This window comes from Kitasatospora papulosa (assembly GCF_000717245.1).
Taxonomy (GTDB): Bacteria; Actinomycetota; Actinomycetes; order Streptomycetales; family Streptomycetaceae; genus Streptomyces; species Streptomyces papulosus.
The window spans coordinates 1-21,915 of the sequence record NZ_JNYQ01000006.1 but is presented as its reverse complement, the minus strand read 5'-3'; the positions used below and the strand labels follow the sequence as shown (position 1 = coordinate 21,915).

14 protein-coding genes and 1 pseudogene are annotated in these 21,915 nt (G+C 66.4%); 10 read left to right on the top strand and 5 right to left on the bottom strand.

Annotated elements, in window-relative coordinates; translation table 11 throughout:
* Positions 1 to 8 precede the first annotated feature (8 nt).
* On the top strand, positions 9 to 212 hold the full coding sequence (locus IA22_RS0118905) for a DUF1918 domain-containing protein (RefSeq protein WP_014157254.1): 204 nt from the start codon (positions 9 to 11) through the stop codon (positions 210 to 212).
* Positions 213 to 347: 135 nt separating this feature from the next.
* Here IA22_RS0118905 and IA22_RS0118900 read toward each other — a convergent pair whose 3' ends face one another.
* Positions 348 to 1,604 (bottom strand): glycoside hydrolase family 10-like protein, encoded by a 1,257-nt coding sequence (locus IA22_RS0118900; RefSeq protein ID WP_030124247.1) that lies wholly within the window; start codon positions 1,602 to 1,604, stop codon positions 348 to 350.
* A gap of 197 nt (positions 1,605 to 1,801) precedes the next feature.
* On the opposite strand from IA22_RS0118900, the gene IA22_RS0118895 reads away from it, so the two are divergent.
* The 3 genes and pseudogenes from IA22_RS0118895 (at position 1,802) to IA22_RS38255 (ending at position 3,509) form a co-directional block, all read left to right on the top strand.
* The gene (locus tag IA22_RS0118895; RefSeq protein WP_030124246.1) at positions 1,802 to 2,662 is read left to right on the top strand and encodes a 3-hydroxybutyryl-CoA dehydrogenase; all 861 of its coding nucleotides are present in this window, start codon (positions 1,802 to 1,804) and stop codon (positions 2,660 to 2,662) included.
* 363 nt (positions 2,663 to 3,025) lie between these two features.
* A pseudogene (locus tag IA22_RS38260) lies at positions 3,026 to 3,367 on the top strand (transposase family protein); the annotation flags it as partial.
* On the top strand, positions 3,315 to 3,509 hold the full coding sequence (locus IA22_RS38255; RefSeq protein ID WP_363102660.1) for a hypothetical protein: 195 nt from the start codon (positions 3,315 to 3,317) through the stop codon (positions 3,507 to 3,509). The pseudogene IA22_RS38260 and the gene IA22_RS38255, both read left to right, overlap by 53 nt.
* Before the next feature lie 20 nt (positions 3,510 to 3,529).
* Here the strand turns inward: IA22_RS38255 and IA22_RS35290 are convergent, their stop codons facing one another.
* Positions 3,530 to 4,549: a DUF4365 domain-containing protein gene (locus tag IA22_RS35290; protein ID WP_245229588.1), complete on the bottom strand. Its 1,020-nt coding sequence runs from the start codon at positions 4,547 to 4,549 to the stop codon at positions 3,530 to 3,532.
* Between the two features lie 283 nt (positions 4,550 to 4,832).
* Here IA22_RS35290 and IA22_RS0118880 point away from each other — a divergent pair, with 283 nt between their 5' ends.
* Genes IA22_RS0118880 through IA22_RS0118870 form a run of 3 tightly spaced genes read left to right on the top strand, consistent with a single transcriptional unit; the run spans position 4,833 to position 13,484 of the window.
* Positions 4,833 to 6,959 (top strand): hypothetical protein, encoded by a 2,127-nt coding sequence (locus IA22_RS0118880; RefSeq protein ID WP_030124244.1) that lies wholly within the window; start codon positions 4,833 to 4,835, stop codon positions 6,957 to 6,959.
* Positions 6,956 to 7,903, top strand: coding sequence for a hypothetical protein (locus IA22_RS0118875; RefSeq protein ID WP_157840932.1), 948 nt, complete (start codon positions 6,956 to 6,958; stop codon positions 7,901 to 7,903). Before IA22_RS0118880 ends, IA22_RS0118875 begins: the two co-directional genes overlap by 4 nt.
* The gene (locus IA22_RS0118870) at positions 7,896 to 13,484 is read left to right on the top strand and encodes a DEAD/DEAH box helicase (RefSeq protein WP_030124242.1); all 5,589 of its coding nucleotides are present in this window, start codon (positions 7,896 to 7,898) and stop codon (positions 13,482 to 13,484) included. The genes IA22_RS0118875 and IA22_RS0118870 overlap by 8 nt, the downstream gene beginning before the upstream one ends.
* A 187-nt stretch (positions 13,485 to 13,671) precedes the next feature.
* On the opposite strand, the gene IA22_RS0118865 is transcribed toward IA22_RS0118870, so the two are convergent.
* The 3 genes from IA22_RS0118865 to IA22_RS0118855 all read right to left on the bottom strand — a co-directional run bounded on the left by IA22_RS0118865 (position 13,672) and on the right by IA22_RS0118855 (position 17,590).
* Complete coding sequence (locus tag IA22_RS0118865) at positions 13,672 to 14,859, bottom strand: restriction endonuclease (RefSeq protein WP_038272605.1); 1,188 nt, start codon at positions 14,857 to 14,859, stop codon at positions 13,672 to 13,674.
* Positions 14,860 to 15,307: 448 nt separating this feature from the next.
* Positions 15,308 to 16,666: a DNA (cytosine-5-)-methyltransferase gene (gene dcm, locus IA22_RS0118860; RefSeq protein ID WP_030124240.1), complete on the bottom strand. Its 1,359-nt coding sequence runs from the start codon at positions 16,664 to 16,666 to the stop codon at positions 15,308 to 15,310.
* Positions 16,667 to 16,900: 234 nt separating this feature from the next.
* Positions 16,901 to 17,590, bottom strand: a complete 690-nt coding sequence (locus IA22_RS0118855) for a hypothetical protein (protein WP_030124239.1) — start codon at positions 17,588 to 17,590, stop codon at positions 16,901 to 16,903.
* Positions 17,591 to 17,717: 127 nt separating this feature from the next.
* Here IA22_RS0118855 and IA22_RS0118850 point away from each other — a divergent pair, with 127 nt between their 5' ends.
* Genes IA22_RS0118850 through IA22_RS0118840 form a run of 3 tightly spaced genes read left to right on the top strand, consistent with a single transcriptional unit; the run spans position 17,718 to position 21,800 of the window.
* Complete coding sequence (locus tag IA22_RS0118850) at positions 17,718 to 19,130, top strand: ParB/RepB/Spo0J family partition protein (protein WP_030124238.1); 1,413 nt, start codon at positions 17,718 to 17,720, stop codon at positions 19,128 to 19,130.
* On the top strand, positions 19,130 to 20,962 hold the full coding sequence (locus IA22_RS0118845) for a DEAD/DEAH box helicase (protein ID WP_386324349.1): 1,833 nt from the start codon (positions 19,130 to 19,132) through the stop codon (positions 20,960 to 20,962). Before IA22_RS0118850 ends, IA22_RS0118845 begins: the two co-directional genes overlap by 1 nt.
* Complete coding sequence (locus tag IA22_RS0118840; protein WP_030124236.1) at positions 20,946 to 21,800, top strand: protein NO VEIN domain-containing protein; 855 nt, start codon at positions 20,946 to 20,948, stop codon at positions 21,798 to 21,800. Before IA22_RS0118845 ends, IA22_RS0118840 begins: the two co-directional genes overlap by 17 nt.
* The last annotated feature ends 115 nt before the right edge of the window (positions 21,801 to 21,915 follow it).

Sequence of the window (21,915 nt, the reverse complement as noted above, 5' to 3'; positions counted from 1 at the left end):
CACTCCCGATGGAGGCACACGCGGGCGACCGGCTGCTGACGCACGGCAGGACCGTGGGACGGCACGACGAGGTCGCAGAGATCGTCGAGGTGCTCGGTGACGGGGGCGAACCCCCGTACCGCCTGCGCTTCGAGGACGGGCACGAATCGATCAGGTCCCCGGGCCCCGACAGCGTCGTTCAGCACACGGCCCCCGAGGACCGGAACAGGTAGAGCGCGCGTGCGCCGGGGGCACGAGTGGCCCCCGGCACACGCGTCCGGCCCCGGACCGCCGCGGCCCGGGCATCGGGGCGGGCCCGGTGCCCGGCGCGGACGGCCGGGCCGCGGGACGACCCGCGGACGACCGGGTCAGCGGGGTGCTCGGGCGCGGACCTGGTAGTGGTCGGCCACGACCCGGGCCATGGCCCCGATCGGGTCGGCCTTGACCTGCTTCGCCGAGAAGTAGACGTGGCCGCCCACCTCCGGGTGGCCGGCGGCGAGGTCGAGGTGGCGGGACAGTTCGGCCGGATCCTGCCAGGCCGCAGGTTGGGCCGGGTCGCCCGCCTTGTACAGCGCCTCCCCGACGTACAGGCCGACGCCGGTCCCCCGGACCGCCGCGGCCCACCAGGACACCAGCTTCGCGTAGTCGGCCGCCGCGAAGCCGATGTGCCAGTAGATCTGCGGGCAGATGTAGTCGATCCACCCCTCCTTCACCCACTTCCGGGTGTCGGCGTGCAGGTCGTCGTACGTCTGCACGCCGGCGGCGGTGTCGGAGCCCAGCGGGTCGGTCGACGCGTTGCGCCACACCGCGAAGGGGCTGATCCCGAAGCGGACGCCGCTCCTGACCTCCTTGATCCGCTCGGCCGTCTCGCGCACCAGCCGGTCGGTGTTGTCCCGGCGCCAGGCCGCCCTGCTCGCGAAGTCCTGGCCGTACGTCTCGTACGCGTCGTCGTCGTCGAAGACCTGGCCCGCCACCGGATAGGGGTAGAAGTAGTCGTCCCAGTGCACCGCGTCGACGGGGTAGCGGCTCACCGCGTCGAGCATCGCGTCCTGGACGAACTTCCTGACCTCCGGCAGGCCCGGGTTGTAGTACAGCTTCCCGCCGTACGGCAGGACCCAGTCCGGGTGCAGCCGCGCGGGATGGGAGGCCACCAGCCGGGACGGGTCGGTGTGGTTCGCGACCCGGTACGGGTTGAACCACGCGTGCAGCTCCAGACCGCGCGCGTGCGCCTCGGCGACCGCCGTGCCCAGCGGGTCCCAGCCCGGGTCCTTGCCCTGCACGCCGGTGAGGCACTGGGCCCAGGGCTCGTACGACGAGGGCCACAGGGCGTCGGCGCTCGGCCGGACCTGGAGGACCACGGCGTTCAGCCGGAGCGCGACCGCGCGGTCCAGGTGGGCGATCAGCTCCGCCTTCTGCGCCGCGGCGCTCAGCCCCGGTGCAGACGGCCAGTCCAGGTTGGCGACCGTCGCGATCCACACGCCGCGCATCTCGCCCCCCTCGGCCCTGCCGCCCCGGTGCGGCCGGGCGGGGGGCCCGTGCGCCGCGACGGCCTCACCCGCCGTCATCATCGCGGCCACCGCGCCCGCCGCGCCCCACATCAATGACCTCCGGCCCATACGACGCATCTGTGTACCTTTCGTTTCCCGGTTCCCGTGTGTCACGTCGGCTGTGCGTGACGCAGATCATGCCCGTCCGCGGACCGCACGACCCGCAGCTCCGGTGAACCGGATCGCGGAGTAACGTCGTGGGGTCGAGGCGGGCACCGGAATCAAACGGGAACTGCCGCACGAAGATCAGCGAAAGGCACGAGGTGACGGACTCTATGGCCGACATTGCACGCGTCGGAGTGGTCGGCTGTGGCCAAATGGGCGCAGGCATCGCGGAGGTGTGCGCCCGCAGCGGCCTCGAGGTCAAGGTGGCCGAGACCACCGGCGAGGCTCTGGAGATAGGGCGTACGCGGCTGCACAACTCCCTCTCCAAGGCCGCCGAGCGCGGCAAGATCACCGTGGAGGAGCGCGACGAGACCCTCGCCCGCCTCAGCTTCACCACCGACCTCGGTGAGTTCGCCGACCGCGATCTGGTGATCGAGGCCGTCGTGGAGAACGAGCAGGTCAAGACCGAGATCTTCCAGGTGCTCGACCAGGTCGTGACCCGCCCGGACGCGATCCTCGCCTCCAACACCTCCTCCATCCCGCTGGTGAAGCTGGCCGTCGCGACCTCCCGGCCCGACCAGGTCATCGGCATCCACTTCTTCAACCCGGCCCCGGTGCAGCGGCTCGTCGAGCTGATCCCGGCGCTGACGACGTCCGACGAGACCATAAAGCGCGCCGAAGCCGTCGTGCAGAACGTGCTGGACAAGCATGCGATCCGCGCCCAGGACCGTTCGGGCTTCGTCGTCAACGCCCTGCTGATCCCGTATCTCCTCTCGGCGATCCGGATGTTCGAGTCGGGCATCGCCAGCCGTGAGGACATCGACAACGGCATGGAGATGGGCTGCGCCCACCCGATGGGCCCGCTCAAGCTCGCCGACCTGATCGGCCTGGACACCGTGGCCTCGGTCGCCGACTCCATGTACGCGGAGTACAAGGAGCCCCTGTACGCCGCTCCCCCGCTGCTCCAGCGCATGGTCGACGCGGGCCGGCTGGGCCGCAAGACGGGGTCGGGGTTCTACCCGTACGACTGACCGCCTGTCGGCGGGCCCGGCGCTCATACGGCCGGGCCCGTCGTGGGCACGTTCTCCCAGGTCAGGACCGTGTGCGGCCCCGAAGAGCCTTGTCTCCTACCGCCGGCCCTCGACGCCGTGCCGGAGCGCCACGGAGCAACGGCGTGGATGCGCGGGCCCGACGTCCTGGGCCTTTCAGCACTGTCCCAGCCTTCCGTGCTTGTACAGCGAAAACTCCCTCGGATGTCCCTCAGACAGAGCTGAAAGTCCCTGAAATGTCCCTGGCGACTCGTAGCCTGACCTACGCATTACTAGCTTGATTCTGTCGGGGATCTTGGAGCGGTCGAGGTCAGGTGCCCAGGATTCGCCGGGATTAAACAGGCCATGACGACCGTCCGGAAGAAGGCGTACGTGATCCTTGACGGCACCGTGCTGCCGATCGACCGTATCGCCGCCGACCGGCCGTACTACTCGGGGAAGAAGAAGCACCACGGGATGAACGTGCAAGTCCTCGCCGATCCGGCCGGCCGCCTGGTCTGGGCCTCGGACGCATTGCCGGGAGCCACGCACGACCTGACCGCGGCGCGGGTCCACGGCATTCCCGCCGCCCTCGCCGAAAACGACGTCAAGTGCTGGGTTGACAAGGCGTACCAGGGTGCCGGCCCTGCGATCCGTGTCCCGATCCGGGGCAAGCACCTTGCGCGGCTGGCGACGACGTCACAACCGCGATCACACCAAGATCCGCAGCCTCGGCGAACGCGCCATGGCCATCCTCAAGTACTGGCGGCTCCTGCGAAAACTTCGCTGCAGCACCACCCGGATCAACGCCCTCGTCCGAGCCGTCGTCGCTCTCGAACTCGCCACCTGATCAAGATGGAAAAGACCCATTCACCCCGTCAGCAGCCTCCCGCCCTCCATCCCGAACCTATCCACCACCAAGAACGCCTTGCCCAGCTCGTTGAGCGTCAGCTCAAGTCGGTAGAAATCAACCTCGCCACCACCATTGCGGTACGGCCGGATACGTTCTGTATCTAGACCCCGCTTCCACTCCTCGAACGGCACCGCCGCGAAGACCTCATACTCATCGTCCCAAATACAGCAGTCTGCTCTGTACTGGTCGTACTCCGTCCCGTCGTACGTCTCCGGGTGCACGTGGGCGTCAGCCCACGCAAACAGCTTCGGCACCACCTCGGCGTAGCTGGCGAGGCCAAGGAACACGCCCCAACTGGCCAGCTTCTCGGGTTCCTTGCCGTCCTCGTTGTCTATGCCTAGACCAATGTCACCTCGTCCTGAGCCCTTGTTGACCCACTCCTCCATGTCGACCACCAGCCGCTTGCCGCTGGCCAACAGCTCCATCCACGGCTTGGCCAGCTGCAGTTCACGGATACGCAGCTCGTACGGATCGCCCTCGGCAGCCTCCCGCAGGGTCTTTCGGGCGCTCGCATCCAGCACCTGGGCTTCCGGCACCAGCAGTTTCCAGCCGTCAGTGGATGTCTCCTGGAGCGTCTGGCGGTTCACTAACTGCCAGTGGCAGCGCTTCGTCTCCGGGTGGTACAGCACCACGGCCACCGGCAGCGAGTGGTTGAGCCAGTAGGCCACGTGCTCGCCGTCCGGCCGGAACCACCAACCCTCTGTCGCCGCCTCCCGGAACCAACTCATCCCGCTCTTGATCTGCAGGGCCAGGAGTCGGCCACGGACGCCCTCGCCGTCGACAACCTCGGCATGCGCGTCAATGCCGTAGTCCTCGGTGGGCTGCTCGCGGAACAGCCACTCCAGCTCGTCCTCGACGGCGAGCTTGGTGCGGGTCACCCCGATAGTGGCGACCTTGGCGGATGGTTTACGGCGCATCACGGCTCCATCTTCTGCTGGAATGGGCTCGGCAACCGTTGCACCAGAAGCTGCCGTCATCGTCTTCAATCTCGTACTCCTTACTTGGCAGCTTCTCGTACAGCCCCTCCCGCTCCTGCAGTCGCGTCGGTACCGCGCCAGTTTCGATGACAGCTGGCACCGCATGCCCGTACTGTTCGCCAAGTAAGTGCGTACACCACGCGCTGCATGCCCCACACTGCAGTCACCCCGCCAGTACACCGTGCCTGCAGGGCACGCATGCCAGCGGGAGAACCCCGCGCGGTGAGAAGCACGTCCCCCACAAAATCTAGCCGCAAGCGGCACTGTGGGCAGAGGTAGGCAGATGATGCGAGCGTACGACCAGTGGCATGAAGTGCTGTCAGAAGAGTTCTTCGGTGCCGACCATGCGTTGCAGAGCACAGTTCTGTACGTCGACGACGAGGTAGAGCGTGAACTCGCCGAGCGGAACGGCATCGATGCACCGCTAGCCCAGGCGGTCGCGGACGAGATGTACTGGGAAGGATCGGACCGGGCTCTCCTCTGGCGGGTTATCAGCCAATGTCGGGCATGGACGACCAAAGGTCGCGTCGGCGCTCCGCCGAGCCTCCCGGTGCTCGCCGCGTCCGTACTAGCAGCCACCCGCATGGCGACCTCGGATGGCATGCTCCGCACGAACTTCCGCGGACGCTGGTACCAATTGTTCGGCGTTCCCCAAGAGAGTCACAAGGCGAATCGTCTGAACAAGGCACTGGATGATGTGGCGGCAATGTGGGAGGAGCTGGACTCCTGGCTCGAGGAGGCTGGTGGACTGTACGGGGCCAGTACGGTAAGTACTGACGAGCTCTACTGGCGTGTCGGGTACCCGGTCTCGCAGGCACTCGTCCGCAGATCAGACCGTCAAGCACTCACGCGCTTTTTCGCAACGACGAGACTCCGCCCCCGCAACTCGACGGAGGTTCCGGGCCGGGAACTCCTTAGGCGCCTCACCGCGTGGAGTGCCGGGCGAGACCGGCGTCTTTCACCGCGAATGATGGAAGAACTGCAATTCGCCTCTGGAAGCGGGAACTTCGAGAAGGGCGATCCGCTCATCGTCTCGCTCTTGGAACGGCTCGCGCACGCCTGGGACGGGACCCTTCATGAGCCCGATCGGAAGCAGCGGCGGCGGGCACTAGGTTTGCGTCTCGCTGTGACGGACCGCGGACGGCGCCTGGAATGGCTCGCTGATGCTGCAGAGGGCGTCGAGGAGACCACAGTTCACATCCACGATGGCCGATCCTTCACCCTGCGTACCGATTACGGCAATGTGTACTCCGGGCTGGAGTCGATGCAGCCATCAGAGGCACAGCTCCGTCTCGGTGTGCACCTTCAAGGCGACGACCTCGTTATCGAGTGGGTGCCGCAAGATGTCGTTCTGCTTCGAATGCACTCCGATCTCGGCGAGTGGGTGAGCACGGAGTACTTCGAGCCAGGTGAGCAGCACTGGATCCTCGCCTCCTCATCCGCGGCAGGGCAAGTTCGTTCCATGCTAAGAGCAATGGGTACCCAGACTGTCCGGGAGGCGTCTGTGCCCGGAATCGCAGGGTGGCGGAGCTTCAAAGGCGTCCGGGCTGCCGATGGCGTAGCGTTCACGAGCACCCTGGACTCTGGAGGCGAACACATCCATGTCCTGCAGCCGCAAGTACGGCAGCACACAAAACTCATAGGCGGACTGCGTATTGCCCGCGAGTACCGTGCCGGGTCCGGCGTTGCAGGGCACTACCTCCGAGGAGGCGAGCCAGACCTCCTCCTTCCTGCCTCCTACTCCCCTGACGGTACGGTCGAGATCGCGCTCGACGGGCAGACGTCGAAACTGCGGGCAGACCCCCGGGTTCCGTTTCCTCTCAACTGCCTTCAACTCGAGGAGGGGCCGCACGAGGTAGGCACCTCGTCGAGCAGCCAGGTCTTTACCGTGCATGACGGGTTTCACGAGAGGCTGCCGGAGGGGACCGGGGGCCTTGGCTTCAAGTACGACGGAACCGCCGCTCCCCGTGTCAGCGACACGGGGAGCGCAGATGCCTGGGTCAGAGGCGCTGCTGCCCCGGCTCACACCGCTCTGCCTCGCACGGTCATCGTGAAGCGCGAAGTCCTGGAGGCGTTCTTTCTTGACCCGTACGGCGGCGTTGTCCCAGTGCACAGCCAGCAAACCCCGCCGTGGGTCTTGAAGCGGCTGCCTGAGGCAGCTGCGAGCCGGGTGCTGGAGGCGGAGGCCCCAGACGGGGCAGTGTGGTTTGTCTACCGCACCCCGCAGCGCTGGTGGGTGCGGGCAGTGGCACCCAGTGCGACCCTTCCCGCACCCAAACCATCCGGGGAGGACTACCGGTGGGCATACGCCATCCTCAGTGCCGGAGGTAAATGCAGCGAAGCTGGCTGGTCCGCATACGTACACGCTGCCGAGGCATTTATTGGGACACGCGATCGGGACGCAGAATGAACAAGCCGGGCAATCTGCTGCTCCGATGGCTCAGCGAAGAGGGGGCAGGCGACCTCGGTGAGGTCAAGCAAGGCCTGTGGTGGCTCGGGGCCAAAACGTGCCCCAAGATCGGTACAGGTGCTCCCGGTCGGTGGCTGCGCGACGCTGTGTCATTGGCCTACCTCGACATCGACTGGAGCGGACGGCGATGGTCGGCTGCCCCGCCTGTGCTCACACCTCTGCCGAGGGCCCAAGGGCTCGCCGTTCTCACAGGCAGCCGCACTGCTGCCTTCGAACGGCGCCTGGACGCGCTCCTGCAGGATGGTTTCGTGGAGCTGTACCGCGCGTCAGCGGAACGGCCTCCTCGCGACATCCCCCTCCCAGACTCGCTCGTCGTCCGATTCGGTGAAGAGGGCGAACTCGCGGAACTGGCAGCAGATCTGGGTGCCGTCCTCTCTCCTTGCTTCGCCTACCAGGGCGCATCCCTGCTTCCGTCCTCAGCTCTGGTGGAACGGACCTCGGCGCCAGAATACGGGGCGCCTCTGGAGCAATATGATTTCGAGCACTGCCGGTACCTCCCGGTTCGCCGCCCGCAGCACGACGGTCTTTACCGGCTGAAGCGGAGGGACAGCAAGCAGGTCTGCCAGGTCCTCCGCTCCGGGGATTGGTACGAGACCACGCACGAGCACGGCGTCTACGCGGTCCTCGCCAACCAGAACAGCGCCGCCGACGTTCTGCGGTGGCTTCCGGAGAAGACTTGCGGCAGGAAGCACATCGGCACCCTTTTCGTGGATTGGGGATATCCCCTGCCGGATTTGCACCGTAGGGTCGCCGCGATGTGCTCAGGGCTCGCCCCGCGAATCAACGAAGGGGCCCAGAACCTCGCGTACGACAACGTCCCCAAAATCGTAGCTATGAAGATCGCAGACTCCCTCGGACAGGTACTCGGAGACAGCAGTGAATGACGCAACGGCCGCGCAGCCCGAAGTAGAGGCCCCTGAGCTAGACGTCATCGGGTCTTTCGAGCATCTCAAGGATGCTCTCTTCCGCTATTACGACACGCCTTTCGGGCTCGCCAACGATCAGCTCCAGAAGGAGCGGCGACGGCTCTTCGACCGCGATGGCGGGGCATGGCGGCGCCCGCTGATCGAAGTCCGGCCGCAGTACGTCTCGGCAGGGGTCAGCATCTCTGAATCGGTCCGCGAAGCAGGTGCGCACCCACACCTCGCTGAACTGGCAGAACTGGGCCTACTCAAAGGCGTTCCTTCCTTGTACGAGCACCAGCACCGTGCTCTCATCGCAGCTGTGCGGGAGCAGCGTGATGTAGTTGTCACCGCCGGCACGGGGTCCGGCAAGACAGAGTCGTTCATCCTCCCTATCCTTGCCGACCTCGTACGCGAATCCGAGGCGTGGCCGGTTTCCTCCCTTCCTGCTAACCGCTGGTGGGCATCGCCCGCAGGTGGATTCCAAGCCCAGCGCGCCGGTGAGCAGGGCCGCCATGCCGCAGTGCGCGCCCTGGTGCTCTACCCCATGAATGCGCTCGTCGACGACCAGATGATGCGCCTCCGCAAGGCCCTGGACAGCGACTGCGTCCGCGAGTGGCTCGCACAGCGCCGTCCCGGCCACCGCTTCTACTTCGGCCGCTACACCGGTGCAACCCCGGTTCCAGGCGACATCGGCTCGGCGGCAGGCATCCGGACCCTCCGAAAGGAGTTCGCTGCGACCGAGGAGAGGTCACGCCAGGCTCAGGTTTCTGAAGGAGACGGCCGGTACTTCATCCCACGGCTTGATGGTGCAGAAATGCGCTCCCGTTGGGACATGCTCCAGGCTCCCCCGGACATCATGATCACCAATTACAGCATGCTGAACGTCATGCTAATGCGGTCCCGCGAAGCAGCCGTCTTCGACAAGACCCGCCGCTGGCTCGAGGAAGTTCCCGATGCCCGCTTCACCCTGGTCGTTGACGAACTCCACATGTACCGCGGCACGGCGGGTACAGAGATCGCTTATTTGCTGCGAAACCTCCGCCACCGCTTGGGTCTCGAAGGGAGGCCGGACAAGTTCCGGGTCATGGCAGCATCTGCCTCTCTCGAAGCTCCCCGGGATCTCGACTTCCTCCAGGAGTTCTTCGGCATCGAGCGCGACCGCTTCGAAGTGCTCGGGGGCAGACTGGTCCTGCCCTCAGAAACCACTGCCGACATCTCCACCCATGCTTCCGCGTTCAAGCAGCTCGGAGCGGATCCCGACCCTGCTGCGGCAGACACCCTGCTCACCAAGTCGGGCGCCGGCAACGCACTCACCAATGCGCTGCGGGAAGGCGACCGCCTCACTTCTGATTTCGACAGTGCAGTAGCCGCCCGGCTTTTCCCAACTGTGCCGAGCGATGAGCAGGAAGCGGCCATGACCGGTGTCCTGGCTGCACTGCGACGCACGAAACTACCTGGGATGCCGCGGCTCCGCGCACACCTGTTTTTCCGCAACATCCCCGGCGTCTGGGCCTGTTCTGATCCGGCCTGCCCCGAAAATCCAGAGCAGGCCTACGAGGACAGGACCGTCGGGAAGCTGTACTCCCGTCCGACCCCCCGCTGCGACTGCGGCGCCAGGGTCCTCGAACTGCTCTACTGCCAGAACTGCGGCGACGTCCTCCTGGGAGGATATGCCCCTGAATCCGCTTTCAAGAGGCGCAGGGGCAAGCCGTTCGAAGCCGGGCTCCTCGCCGACCTCCCCGATCTCAACTCCCTTCCCAATGGCGCGTCCCTCGGCCCTAGCGCCGCGAACTACATCGTCTACTGGCCTCGGAAGCAGGACCCTGCCACGGACAAGCTGGAATGGGAATCCAGCTCCGACAAGGGCGCGATGAGCGCCGGTTTCGAGTTCAAACGCAGTTCCTATGACCCCCGCACCGGCATGTTGCGCAACCACCGAAACCACACCGGGTGGTCCTTCCATGTCAGCGTGCCGGAATCGAAACGCGGGCGCGCCCGCCTCAAGCTCGAAGACCTTCCGGCTGCACCGACCCAGTGCCCGGGTTGCGGAGACAACTGGGAGCTCCGACGTCTCGGCCGCGAAAGCCTCAGCTTGAGCGACCCGCGACGCCTCCGTACCCCTGTACGGTCCATGCGCACTGGCTTCGAGAAGGTCAACCAGGTACTCACTACCGGTGTCCTGTCCCAGCTGCCGGTACCCCAGGCCGTTGTCTTCTCCGACAGCCGCCAGGACGCGGCCAAACTGTCCGCCGGCCTCGGGCTGCGCCACTACCAGGACCTTCTGCGCCTCCTCCTTGCCGAAGAACTTGTTGAGCAGGGTCGCCCGGCGGACGACCTCGCCACTATCCAAGGGTTCTTCAAACGGACAACCTCACCGGCTCCGGCTGATAAGGCAGCTGCCCAGGCGGCGCGCGCACGCCTCCGTACTCGGGATCCTGAGACATACGACGCATGGGAGAAGCTCCAGAAGCCGAGTCCCGCTGACAATCTCGACCTCGCCGACGACCCCGGTCCCGAAGCCGAGGCGGAGTTGTACGCGCTCCTCAGCCGTGTACCGAGCCTGGACAGCCATACCGCCACCGTTGCCGAACAACTAGTCCACCTCGGTGTCAATCCCGGCGGGACGAGTGCCTCATTGCAGAAGACCCGCTACCAGGCAGGATCTCCTGCACTGCCCTGGTCGTCGCTGTACCGGTGGCCCGACAGTCCCAGCGGCAAGGTGCGCGATGAATCGGGCAGCATCCTCAGCGAACGGCAGCGGGATCTCCGCGACGAGATCCGGGAGTCCCTCAGTGGGGAACTCCTGATGGGCTTGTTCGGCAGTGCTGGAAGGGACTTCGAATCACTCGGCCTCGGCTGGCTCACTCTGGCAACGGACCAAGCGCCTTTGGAAGCCCCTCGAGCCTCGAGTGTCGCTCTCGTCCGCGGCAGCCTGCGGGTCCTCGGCCACATGCGCCGGTTCGCCGGCCTCCGCACCCCTTCCGACACGCCTCCACGCCCCCTGCGCAACTATTGGTGCAAGATCGCTGATGCCTCAGGGCTCTCCGAGGACGACGTGCAGCGGCTCGCCGAGCAGGCTTGGGGACAAGCCGTGATCAAATACGTCATCCAACCTGAGCAGGTCTCCCTCCGCCATAACGAAGGCCTGTCCTGGCCGTGCAGCAGGTGCCACCGCCGCCATCTCCACTCCGGCACCGGCATCTGTACAAAGTGCGGAGGGCAGCTGCCCGCAGAGGCTTCTCCCCTCAGCCCGCTGGACGATGACTACTACGCGTGGATGGCCAAGCACAAAGTCGGCAAGTTCCGCCTCAACACCGCGGAACTCACCGGCCAGACGGACCGCATCGAGGCCCAGAGCCGCCAAGCCCGATTCCAGGGGGTCTTCCTCGACGACACGGAGAACTCCCGCCCCGACACCCTCGACGTCCTCTCGGTGACCACGACCATGGAGGCTGGCGTCGATATCGGACCGCTATCCGTCGTACTTATGGCCAACATGCCCCCCACCCGATTCAACTACCAGCAACGCGTGGGCCGAGCCGGCCGACGCGACACGCCCGTAGCGCTGGCGCTGACGGTATGCCGCGGCCGCAGCCACGATGAGCACTACTTCCAAGACCCTAAGCGCATCACCGACGCACCCACTCCGCCCCCTTATCTCTCCACTGAGATGAAAGAAATCTACCAGCGCGTCCTCGCCGCCGAAATTCTGCGCAGGGCCTTCGAATCAGTACGCGCTTCCGCCCCGGACGACGCCACCCTCGACCCCACACGCAATGTCCACGGCCAGTTCGGGTTGGCCCGGGACTGGCTGGCCGTGCGTCATGCGGTCGAAGCATGGATCGCTGCCGAGGCCGGGCAGATTCGCGATCTCGCCGCTTCGCTGGCCAGCCTCACACGCGGCGGAGACTCTGCGGCCTCGGCCCTCCAGTGGATCGCGAAGAACCTCGTTCAGGACGTCACGGCCATCGCAGAGGGCCCCCGAGGGCACCGCGACCTCAGCCAGAGGTTGGCCGAGGCGGGGGTCCTCCCCATGTTCGGCTTTCCGACCTCGGTCCGATACCTCTACACGAAGAAGCCGAACGAGTCCTACCCCTGGCCGCCTGCCGGGGTCGTCGACCGCTCCCTCGACATCGCCATCGCCCAGTTCGCTCCCGGCGCCGAGACGGTGAAGGACGGCAGGGTCCATACCGCAGTCGGCATCGTCGCCTACGAACCGGGTGGTAGGACGCCGAGAGCTGTAGCCGAGCCCCTGGGCGAGGCGCAGCAGATCGGTATCTGCCGCGCCTGCGGGCACCTGGCCGAGGACGTGAAACCGCCATCCCCAGCCGACGGCGAGGAGCAGAATCCGCCCTGCCGTGCCTGCGGTGCATCGGACGGCTCGTATAGGGAGATCTCGCTTCACGAGCCCGCCGGCTTCTTCACGGGTGGCAAAGCGCGTGACTTCGACGGAAACTTCGCCTGGCGTGCCCGGTCGCTCTCTCCCCAGACAGCTGCCGACATGGAGTCGGGAGCCCCTCAGCGGATTACCCAGGCAGGCATGGTCGTCCATGCTGGCAAGGGCCGCCGCTATGCCGTGAACGACAATGGCGGACGCCTTTTCCACTTCTCTCCAGTCAAAGCAACCGGCCAGTGGTCCGGGGCCTTTGTAGAGGCGGAGGCCACCGTTTACGCCCCCTGGCTGGCATCGGACACCGGGACGGCAGACAGCGGTACTCTCAGCACAGCCATCGGCGCTGTCCAGCACACTGATCTCTTCCTGCTCGGCCCCGCCGCAGGCGAGCTCCCCGAGTACGGACTGCGCCTCAATCTCGCCTCTGTTCCACAGGCGACGGGCTTCCCGGATGACCGGTCAGGCCGCCGCGCTGCCTGGTACTCGCTCGCTGCCCTTCTCCGCGTCGCCGCCGGCGACATCCTGCAGGTCCAACCGAACGAGATTGCAGCAGGCATCCACGGCGCCAGCTCGGCAACCAGCCGGGCCCGGACATTCGCGTTCCTCTCCGACACCCTCGACAACGGCGCCGGCTACTGCACCCACCTCGCCGAGCCTGAGGTCTTCCAAAAGCTACTGGCTTCCGCCAACCGCATGATCGGGAAGTTCCGTACGGGCAGCCATGGCAGCGAATGCCGCGGCTCGTGCTACGAGTGCCTCCGGGACTACACCAACATGGCCTACCACTCACTCCTCGATTGGCGCCTCGCCTGCGATCTCCTCGGCATTCTCTCCGGCCGAGACCTCGGGAGCGACATCCAGCCACGCCAGGCTGGTCTCCTCCTGGAGAACTGGGCTAGCGACTTCCCGGAGGACGACGCAGAGTTCGTACCAGACCTCGGCGGGGCAGGGCCCGCGGTCCTCTTCGAGGAGCGGTTGTGGGTCGCAGCGAAGAGCCCCTTCGAGACAGCTGAGGAAGGCATGGAGTCTCAGCGGATCTCTGCTGTCAGAGCAGCCGCGTCTGCGAACGGTCGGGGTGTACGGGAAGTGGTCTTCATCGATGACTTCCTCCTCGACAAGGCTCCCGCCCAGGTCACTGCTTTGATCGCCGGATTCGACGGCGCCTGAGCTCCGGGCTCCTTCTTCCGCGGCTCTCCCGCTGATTGCTTCTCCTCAGGATCAAAGCAGCAGCGAAGTCCCTGGCCATCGCCCCTCCTCCTGAAGGGCGGTGGCCAGGGGCTGCCTATACCCGCCCCAGGCGTCGGCAGTGCACCGCACGCCCCGGCCCAGTGCCACTGGCCTCTCCGCTACGGCCCTATCTCGTGACTGTCTGCAGCCAGGCCCGGACTGCCTCCGGCGTGGTGTACCCGCGCGACCGGAGAAGCTCGACGATGTCCTTGCCGCATATGAGCACGACAGGGTGCCGGTCCTCACGCACTTCTTGGTAAGTCTGGCGGTTGAAGAAGGAGGTGGTGACGAAGACACCGAACTGACGGTTTCGGAGGCGGGAGATGAGTCGGGACATCTCACGAACGCCCACAGAATTCTTCGGGCCGTAGCACTTGGCTTCCAGAGCGAACTCAACCGGGACCGGGTCGGCGGCAGGGCCGAGGAGGTATTCACCGATCGCATCCCGCCCCCCGTCCCGGCTGGGCGGGGTCAGCTCCGTGCGGCCGGTCGCTGGCGCCATCATGCGCCACAGCTCAAGCGCGCAGGCCTCGAAGTCGTGGTAGCGGTCGCAGTAGAAGTCTGTGATCTCCTTCAGGATGCCCAGGCCTACCGCATCAGACACCTGGTCTGCAGGTCTCCTGATGACCGTGGTCGCGGGGGCGGTGAGCGCGTCATAGCGCCTTGCCTCAACCCAGTCGGTCCACACCTTCGGTGCGTGCCTGCCCACCCTCCCTCCGGCTAGAAGCTCATCGATCCATGCACGACTGATCACCGCCGCATCAAGAACAGTGAACACTGACCGGTAGTTCTGAAACCTCGCCCTCCCTGTGCTCCGCCAGATCGCGACCAAGTCTTCGTCGGCTGCGACGCCCTCACCACCGGGCGCGAGGAGACCGCGGAACCGGACACTCCTCCCGATCCCCCCGTTCTTTTCAAAGAGGAAGAACGGGGGGACTGCCGCCCGCTCCTGCGCCGTACCGTGCGCCGCTTCGAAGCACTTTCTGAGCAGCAGGTTGCCCTTCCTACTGGTCTCGTGCAGTTCGTGGCCGGGCTTCCGGTTGTCGCCGTAGTAGACGAACTGCCCGGTCTGAACGTCGAGCTCGTCGGGCCAGTCGGGGTTGTTCCCTGACGTGTAGAGCACGGCGACGCGCACGGTGTCCCGCTGCGGGGATCCTGCGTACCGGAAGCCGCCCTGGTTGCCGACCGGCACGATCTTGCCGATGGGATCGTCGGCAGTGGTCCCAGCAGTCCCCCCGGCATACACAGCGTCAACGATGAGGTCGGCCTGCTGAAGCCGGTCGAATGGGACTGGGTCCGGACCAAGGTCACTCATGGCCGCCACACTAGAAGGAACCACTGACAGTCCCCACTGGGCCCCCGCCCCTCGGGCTGGATCACTGGCCTCGGATGCCAATCAGCGGATCAAGTCCAGGTCGACCGCATGAAGTCCGCCCACTGCTATTCCTCCCTGCTCGGCCCACGATGGGGTCTGCCGCACGAACGGTGGGGCAGGTCAACCTGTCACCCAGCTCTGCATCAGACCCTCCACACTGAGCGGCGCATACGCGAACTCCGTGAACTCGGGCTGCGCATCGACTCAGTGAAGCGTGACGGCGTTGGCTGCTACTTGCTAACGTCACTCGATCTCGACCCTGACCAGACAAAGGCTCTCGTTATCAAGGCGATCAAGAAGCCCTCAGTGCTCGAGGCAGAGCAGGAAAAGTTGATCGCTGCTCTCGACGCGTGATCAGCTGACCGCGCAGGCCTCCTGCCCTGCGCGGTCAGCTGATCTTTGAACGGTGCTGACTGAAGAGATCATGGCGCTGATGGTCGTCCTGACCCACAAACGCCTTGAACTCGCCGATGGTGTAGGCGTCGGCCCCGTTGGAACGCGTCACAGTCGTCATCTCGAAGTCGTGCTTGAGGTGGTTGAGGTGCCGCTCCACCGTCGGGAGGTCCATGGCAGTGCCCGCGGCCGAGAGCTTCGTGATGATTTGGTCGACTGACAGCGCCCGTGTACTGCTGCGCAGCAGTTTGTATACGGGGTCGGTGACGACATCTGCAGTTTCCACGAGATCGTGGGGCTCGCCCTCCATCTTCAGGGCGTTGTAGATCGATTTGCCGAGTGCTTTAGCGACGGGAGGCGGGAACGCGTTGCCGATCTGGCGGTACACGCTGGTCTTCCGTCCGTGGAACCTCCAGCGGAAGTCGTCCTCCTTATCGGAGACCTCGCTATCCGCGTCCTGCCAGCCCTGGATGCGGGCGACCATGGCCGTGGTGAGCTTCGGGCGCGGGAGGCCCTCGATGATAGGGGGCCCGGCTGCAGTGGGCGCCTCGTCTGCTACGCCCATCGCGTCGACGCCCCTCTCCGCCCACGCGCGCTTGGCACGCGTGGGGCCCAGGTCGGCTCCGCCGTGCTTCTTCGACCCTCCGACGATAGTGGGCGCAATGCCGGTAGCTCGTTGGGCCCACTCCTTAGCGCCCGTCCAGCCGTTCTCCGCCATGAGGTCCTCAAGGAGCTCCCCGACGGACATGGCCTTCTCAGGGTTGGGCTCAGGCCAATGGAAGTAAGGTGCGTACTCCTCCTGCAACGCCACCAGGACGAAGCGGGGGCGCAGCTGGGAGACGCCGAAATGGTCCGCCTGGAGGAGCTTCCAGTCCGTGATGTACCCGTACTCCTTGAGCCGGTCGAGGACGTGCTGGCGATAGCCCGTGAAGCGGTTGGCGCTGAGTCCGCGCACGTTCTCCAGCAGCAATGCCTTCGGCCGCACCTTGCCGCAGAGCTCGATGGCCCAGGCGAAAAGATCGCGCTCATCGCTTGAGCCCAGCTGCTTACCTGCGATGCTGAAGGGGGGGCAGGGCACTCCGCCGGCGAGAAGGTCCAGGTCCTCCGCATCGATGACCGGGTTCCAGACAGCAGGGTCCGCGACGTCGCCGACCTTTACGGAGTCGCGCGCCTCATCTTCGCTGTATCCGAGGAACTCCACAAGATTGCGGCGCAGCGTCTCGGCAGCCTTGTCGTCGAGCTCGATGGCGAGGCGGTGGCGGAAACCTGCCCGCTCCAGCCCGAGGGTCTGGCCGCCCGCGCCCGCACAGATCTCGACGACCTCAAGCGGCTTCTCAGCCTTGACAGCCGACATTTCGATCTCCCTCCAGGCACGCCAGGCTCTCCAGCGCAGAACCGGCGGCGCCGCTGCAACCACCGTCATGAACACGGGCATCCGGTAGCACAGGCTCCGCGCCAGCACCATAGTCGCAGGTGGTGGCCCAGGGGTGCTTCTCGGCCTCTGCGAATCGGACAAGGCTGGAAGTGTACGCGGCAGCAGTGACGGCTCGCAGGATGATCATTAAACGCGATGGGCCTTCAGTGCTGGTCAGGCGTCCAGTGCATTGCGGACTTCCTCCTGCGCTTCGCTAGGAAGACGGCGGTAGGCATTCCACGCCCGCTCAAGCGCTGTCGAGCCGCGGCGGCCCCGCTCGGCCCACCGGGCCAGCCGCCGCTGATCTGCTGGGTCCAGGTTCTTGATCTCGGCGAGGGCTTCATCGGCGCGTACCACCTGGCCGCCGCCACCAGCACGGCATCGCTTGCATTCCGTGACGAGGAGCTCCTCCTCGCTGCCGTCGAGGAGAACAGAGGTACGCCGGGTGACCGAAAGCACTGCCGTCTGGTTCGAGTCATCCAGGTAAGGTTCTGCACCGCCGATACCGCACACCGTGCACATGTAGTCGTCGCGAGACAGAACGGCCTGGATCTGCTTGGCCGTGATCGCCTTCCGGGGCGCGGCTGCCCTGCGGGCCGCTGGATCCCACACCGGAACCCCGGCTTCCACGAAACGCTGGTCCTCGGCCATGAGCGAGGCGTCCTCAGTGTTCGTGTGGATGACCCACCCGTAGGGCCGGAGGTCTCGCAGGCGGCGGTCTGCCTGCGAGACGCCGGGGAACGCGTCGCGCAGCTGCTCTTTGGTGAAGGTATTGCCCTCACCGACCTCCTGGACGAGCCACAGCGCTCCCCTGATCATGGTTCCGCCCTTGAGCGCCGGGTCGTTCCAGGCGGGGAGCGTCACGTCTGCTCCGTTCCTCGGGTCGTCAGACGTGCAAGTCTGGATGATCACCCGTCCCGTTGTCAGTGACTCCTGCCATTATTCCTGACAAGCGCGTACGGCTGCTTACCCACCTAGGAGAGGCCTGGCTATGGCTGTGAAGTTCGGTGTTCCGCCCGAGGGCGAGCGGATCCGGTCCATGGTCGAGGAGCGGCTGAGGCAGGCCATGGCTGAGAACGGCGCCAAGGTCACGGTGGAGTGGCGCGGCGAGCAGAAGCACCTGAGCGTGATCTCCATGCCGGTGGACCTCCTCTACCTCAACCCGGACACCCACCGCATCCGCGCGCAGCGCACGCTGGACCCCGAACAGAACCAGGTACTCGAAGAGGAACCCTGGAGCGAGGATGCGCAGGACTACCTCGCTCTCCTCCTCAGTCGGAGCCCTGCGAATCCGACGCAGACGGACCCCGACTTCACTGCGCTGCAAGACGAGCTGGACGACTTCGGGCAGAAGGAGCCCGGCATCATCAGCCCCGACGGAATCCTCGTCGACGGGAATACCCGCTGCGCGGCCCTCCGCAAGATCGGGATCAAGGACATCCGCGTGGGGGTCCTGCCTGCGGACACGTCGCGGCGCGACATCAACAACGTCGAGCTCGCCCTCCAGCTCCGGAAGGACAAGCGGCGCGAATACTCCTACATCAACCGCCTCATCGCGATCGAAGAGGAACTGGCCCACGGACGCCGCCCGGAGGACGTGGCACGGGACTTCAACATCAAGACCACCACACTCCGCCAGGACCGGTGGGTCTACGAGCTCGTCAACGACGCCATCGACCGCAGCAAGGACCCGGCCACCGGCGTCGGGCTGCGCCTGGTCGACTTCGAAGACCACCAGGAGAAGCTCCGCGAGCTGCAGCGCGACTACACCAAGCTCGCGAAGACGGACCCGGACGGAGCCGAGCAGCTGAAGGAGTCCCGGCTCGCGATGGTCGTCCTGAACTACCCGAAGACCTCGGTCCGCCTCGCTGAAGCCGACTTCCACACCCGTTTCCTCGACGAGCGGCTGCCGGCCGACCTGCGCCCCGCCGCGCAGGATTCCGCCGCAGTGTCCATCCCCGGCCTTCCGGGCGTCGCGGTCCAGGACGGCACCGCGGTGGTGAAGGCGACCCGGGCCCTCACAGACAACCTGCTCAAGGCCAAGGCCGCGGCCCTCGCCGGCGCCAAGCTCACGCCCGCGGAGGTCACGCAGGCCGCTGCGAAGATCAAGTCGGCCCGCGGCACGTTCGACGTCGCAGTGAAGATGGCAGGCCAGAACGCCCAGCTGCAGAAGCGGAAGATCGCGGTGCCCGAGCGCCTGACGGACGCCGCCGACTACGTGAACCAGTGCGCAGCGGAGTTCGCCGAGGCGAAGGCGAAGCGTGCCCTCGACGAGGACTCCTTCGACGACGCACTGCTCACCCTCCGTGCGAGTCTCGCGCGCCTGGCCAAGCAAGCGGGCCGCACGTTCAGCTCGCCGGGGGACGGCGTCGAATGGCTGCTCAACGCCACCCGGGAGAGCTGATGGGAATGCCCGCAACCGCTCCGAGCCTGGAGATCGGCTTCGGTGACAGCGTGGCGAAGGCCCGCTTGCGGGCCGGCGCCGGGCATGAGGCAGACCTGCGCCGTCTCGCCCTCCGCTTCCGCAGCAGCGTACAGCGCTCTCCCGTGAGCATGGACGTCGACATCGACGACCTCCTGACGAACCTCGTGGCGCTTACGGCATGGCCCGCGCAGACGAGCGTCTCGTGGGACCCGCAACTGGCCGCGCTTGCGACGGACTCCGCAGTCGACGCCCAGACGGTGTCCGAGCGCCTCGACCCGGCGGCCGGAGGGGCAGACGAAGTACACGAGGACGAGGTCGACGCGCTTCTCGGCCCCGGGTGGACCGCGGACCTCACTTCGTTCCAGCGTCGAGACATCGCCAAGCTCCTCTCGCTGCGCCACGGGGCCAACTTCTCCGTCCCCGGGGCCGGCAAGACGCGCGTCGGACTCGCCGTCTTCCAGGCGCTGCGCACGACCAAGGGCGTCGAGCGCCTGCTGATCGTCGGCCCGAAGTCCTGCTACGAGTCGTGGCAGTACGAGAACGAGCAGTGCCTCAGCGAGCCGCTGCGCATGGAGGTGCTGTCCCGGGACACCGACCCGGCAGCGGACGTGCTCATCGTCAACTACGAGCGCCTCAGCCAGTCCGTCGAAGAACTCGGCCAGTGGCTGACCATCCGGCCCTCCGTGCTCCTCCTCGACGAGGCGCACCGGATGAAACTCGGCGCGGAGGGAACGTACGGGGCAGCCTGCCTCGCCCTGGGCCCGCGGGCACGCCACCGCCTGATCCTGACAGGCACCCCGGCTCCCAACGGAGTCAAGGACATCGAGAACCTCTTCGGTTTCGTATGGCCCGGGTACGGGCGCCAGAAGGTGACGCAGGCCGTGGCCGGCGGCGACCTCGCCAAGGCCAGCCAGGTGCTGCGACCGCTGTTCACCCGCACGACCAAGCACGAACTGGGGTTGCCCCCGGTGACGACGACCCTCCGCACGCTTCCGATGCCCCCGCTGCACCACGAGGTGTACGAAGCCCTCATCGGCCGGTTCTCCGCCCGGGCCGCCGGATCGGAAGGCGACTTCCAGACCCTCGGCAAGATCATCGTCTATATGCTGATGGCGGCCACCAGCCCGGCCCTGCTCGCTGTCGGCACAACCCGCTACGAACCGCTGACGTACCAGGTCCCGCCTCTGGCCGTGCCCGAGGGCAGCCCGCTCTTCGACCTGATGCGGGACCTCCCCAGCTACGAGATGTCCCCGAAGTACCGCGAGGTCCTGGCCATCGTCGCGAGGAACGCGGCCCAGGGCCGCAAGACCCTGGTGTGGTCCACGTTCATCCGCAGCCTGAACACCCTGGAGCGGGTCCTTAGGGAGTTCCGGCCGGCGATGGTCCACGGAGGCACGGAGGACCGCGAAGCAGAGATCGAGCGCTTCCGGAAGGATCCCGACTGCATGGTGCTGCTGTCCAACCCGGCCACGCTCGGCGAGGGCATCAGCCTGCACCACGACTGCCACGACGCGGTCTACGTCGACCGCGACTTCGCCGCCGGGCGCTTCCTGCAGAGCCTCGACCGGATCCACCGCCTCGGCCTCGCGCCCGAAGCGGAGACCCGCATCACCGTGCTCGCCTCCGAAGGGAGCATCGACGAGGTCGTCGAGCAGCGGCTGAGCGACAAGCTGCTCTTCATGGGGCGCATCCTCGACGACCCCGCAGTCCAGGAGCTCGCAGACCTCGACGAGGAGCCATCCGTCGGCGGCGGCCTCGACCAGAGGGACCTCCAGGCGCTGATGGGCCACCTCCGTGGCCGTCCCGCCTAGCCCCGTCCTGCGCGCCGCCCTGCGGTGGCTGGAACGGCTCCCAGACTCCAGCCCCGCACGGTGCCGCGCACTCTTCACCAACCACGCCGACTTCAGCGACCTCACCCCCACTCAGTACGAGGCGGCCTACACATGGCTCGGCGAGACCGGCCTGCTCGCGGACCTGGACAGCATCGCCGCAGCGAGCGAGCGCCTCTTCCGCGCCGCCCTGGCCTCCAGCGGCGCGCCGTGGCTCCAAGACGCCGACGTCCTCGTACGCGGCCCGGAGGAGCTCCCCGAGGACGCCCTGCGGGCCGCCGATGCCCTGGGTATCTCTGAGAACCAGGCGTACGAGCAGGTCAGTGCGGTCTGGGGCAAGGTCGATACGGAGGCGCGGGCCCTCATCGGCAGCGCCGGCGAGCTGGCCCTCATCGAGCTCCTAGCCGAGGCCACTGACGTCCGCATCGAACACGTCGCCGCATACTCCGACGGCTTCGGGTACGACATCGCCGTCCACGCGAGGCGGCACCCGCTGCATATCGAGGCGAAGAGCACGGTGCGACGCGGACGGCTGGCCTTCTATCTGTCCCGCCATGAGTACGAGACCATGCGCCGCGACCCGGCATGGCAACTCGTAGCCGTACACCTCACGCAGGACCACAAGATCGCTGCGGTCGCATCCGTCTCTGCCGAGTGGATCAGCGCCCAAGTTCCGCAGGACGGGGGCCCTTTCGGGCGGTGGGAGGCGTGTCGTCTCGACGTACCTCCTGAAGCGGTCGTCCCAGGCATCCCGCGGCTGGCCCCTTTGCTCGGGGCAGGGACGGCCAGAGCAGTGCTTCGAGGCGGCGTGAGCGGCTGAAGGCGGGAGTGCTGTGCTAGGGCCTGTCTTCAAAGGCTGTTGATGGGGCATCATGTGACGCATGGTGCGGCGACACGAGCTCTCGGATGAAGAGTGGGATGTTCTGTCGGGGCTG